At 77.5% G+C, this 493-nt stretch carries 1 protein-coding gene; it reads right to left on the reverse strand.

Going from position 1 to position 493, the window contains the following annotated elements; genetic code table 11:
* Positions 1-493, reverse strand: a 493-nt coding sequence (locus tag GTW40_RS33600; protein WP_202486384.1) for a cellulose binding domain-containing protein, incomplete at both ends; no start/stop codon positions are given.

A 493-nucleotide genomic window follows, 5' to 3' on the forward strand; every position in this document is an offset into this window, starting at 1 on the left:
AGCTCTTGGCGGAGGCGGTGACCTGGGTGCCGGACTGGTTGGGGGTGGCGTCCCAGGTCTGGCCGATGTGCTGGCCGTCGTCGAAGGTCCAGGCCAGCTGCCAGTCGGTGAGGGCGTCGTCGGTGGTGACGGTGAGGGTCGCCTGGAAGCCGTTGCTCCACTGGTCGTCCAGGTGGTAGGCGACGTGGCAGGTGGGGGCGTGGGAGGCCGCGCCGGTGGGGCCCGGGGCGGGTGCGGTGGCGGGGGCGCTGGTCCGGGGCTCGGGGCTCGGGGTGGCGCGGCGGGTGCGGGTCCGCGAGGTGCTCGGGGCCGGGGAGACCGGGATCGTGCGGGTGGTGGCCGGGGCGGCCGAGCGGGAGGGGGCGTGGCTGGGGCGGGCGGCGCTGGGGGCGGCGACCGGGCGCTGGTCGTCGTGGGCGGCGGCCTCGTCGCCGTCCGAGGTGCCGAACGGCATCAGCGAGGCGCCGAGCGCGACCACGGAGATCAGTCCGGC

Origin of the sequence: Streptomyces sp. SID4985 (genome assembly GCF_009863025.1) — a bacterium.
Classification (GTDB): domain Bacteria; phylum Actinomycetota; class Actinomycetes; order Streptomycetales; family Streptomycetaceae; genus Streptomyces.